The following is a 2,055-nucleotide window of genomic DNA, read 5'->3' as shown; positions in this document are numbered from 1 at the left end:
TCCTTTCAAAGTTTGAATACAGGAAGTAGATTGGTTGAAATGGATACACTAGGTGTAAAACAAAGGGCGGTTGAAATGGATAATGTAACGGATCCAAGACAAGTTTGTTTCTTTCAAGATAGTATATTCCTTTTAGCCGGACCAACTCATAATTTGTTGCTAATGACCATGAATAGATCTGATTTATCCTTAAAAATACTTCAATATTGGCTCTCTAACAATACATGGTTATGGTCAGAGGAAAACTACAGAATGGTAAATTATTTGGATTCGAGCCTTTTAATGACTTACGGAATGGGTTTTACACTGGAGCTTAACAATGAAATGCAAATTGTTGCAGAACATATAGATTTTGGAGCAGCAACTGGACTGTTAGTTATGAAAGATACAACGATTAGATACGTTCAAAGAGGACCGTATTATGGAATAAAGTCAAATGAAGTATTAGAGCCTCAATTGGCGGTTGTTAAACACGATACTTTGTTTACGTCTGATGTTTTAACGAATTGTTACTCTGATGATCAGCCCTACGCTGTAAGTGACGCCTTATTTTATTCAACTCCTAGTTCGTTTTCAAACAACAGTTTTAGCTTATCAACAACAACCGGCCAATTTATGGTAAGTAACAGGGAGATGAATTTGGATGATCACTGTGTGTATTACCTTTCTGCAGTGGATGAGGAAACGCTCAATGCTAGTGTAAGTCTCTATCCAAACCCTGTCTCAAATTCACTACAGTATAGCACCGACTACAAAATTCTTGAATTACGCATTTTAAATGCATTAGGACAAGAACAACGCTCAGAAATAGGAGTTTATCAAACAATCAACGTGGAAGCGCTTCAAACAGGTGTGTATTTCCTGCAATTGAAATTGGAAACAGGAGATTGGGTGACGAAGCGTTTTGTAAAAGAATAAGAGATAGTCGCTTTTGTGTGCCTTCAATTTCTTGCAAAAACGTAATTTTAGCGCGTGCAAATACAATACATTACCAAACAAGAGGAGCTTGACCAATGTGTACAAGCCATTTGTAACGAAAAAAGCATAGCTGTAGATTTAGAATTCGATAAAAATCATTACCGCTATGGATTTAACCTGTGTTTAATTCAGATTTACGATCAGAAGAATTGTTATTTAATAGATCCTTTGGCAAAAGGAATAAACTTGGAAGAACTCTTTGAGGTGTTCAAAAATCCAGAAGTTGAAAAATTGGTTTTTGCTTTTGGAGAAGACATACGTCTTTTACACCATTTGGGTTGTAAAGCACAAAATATTTTGGACTTAGCCATCGTGCGAAGTTTGTTGAATTATCCTCCATCTTCCTTGTCTAATATGTTAGCTGAGGTTCTGGGTATGGAGACGGATAAAAAGTTACAAAAGAGTAACTGGTTTAAACGCCCATTAAGCGAGGAGCAGATTAAATACGCCGCAGACGATGTGTTGTTTCTATTTGAATTGAAAGACGCTTTAATGCGTAAAGCTGAGGAATTGGGCCGTTTGGATTGGATTGCTCAAGAAAATGCTTTGTTTGATACGGCCGAATACGTAGATAACAGCGAGGAGATTAATGTCAAAATGAAAGACAAGAAAATGCTCAACGCTTTTGAGTGGTTTATTGTAGAAGGTCTTCTCATTTGGCGAGAGAAATTGGCCAAAGAAGTGAATAAGCCCAGCTACCAAGTAATGCACAAAGATTTGATTTGGGATTTGGCGCTTGGTAAAAAGTATGTAGAAGATTTTATGAAATTTAAAGGTGTCTACAGAAAAATACAAACGCCTACTTGCCAAAAAGATCTAGAGCGAAGAATGGAAGAACTTTTTGAGCTGGCTCATAAAAAGCAAATTTCGAAAAGTAAACCTGCCATCCCTCCTTTGAGTCCAGAAGAAAGAGCAAAAAGTAAAGAGCTACGTGCCATTGTGGATGAACAAAAGACAAATTTCTTTGGTCCAATCAAGGAAGCTATTGCAGAAAAGTATGGAAAAGAATTTTCTGCTTATGTGCTTTCAAATACCATGATCAGTCAAATTGCTTTGCAAAAAACAGATGATTTGTTG

The 2,055-nt window shown here is 36.6% G+C and carries 2 protein-coding genes; both read left to right on the top strand.

Annotated elements, in window-relative coordinates; genetic code table 11:
- A partial coding sequence (locus tag R3333_RS14260; protein WP_318959436.1) for a T9SS type A sorting domain-containing protein occupies positions 1 to 918 on the top strand: 918 nt, incomplete at its 5' end.
- Positions 919 to 972: 54 nt separating this feature from the next.
- A partial coding sequence (locus tag R3333_RS14255; RefSeq protein ID WP_318959435.1) for a hypothetical protein occupies positions 973 to 2,055 on the top strand: 1,083 nt, incomplete at its 3' end.

Source organism: Lishizhenia sp. (genome assembly GCF_033720595.1).
Taxonomy (GTDB): domain Bacteria; phylum Bacteroidota; class Bacteroidia; order Flavobacteriales_D; family Crocinitomicaceae; genus Lishizhenia.
This window is presented reverse-complemented; position numbering and strand designations above follow the sequence as displayed.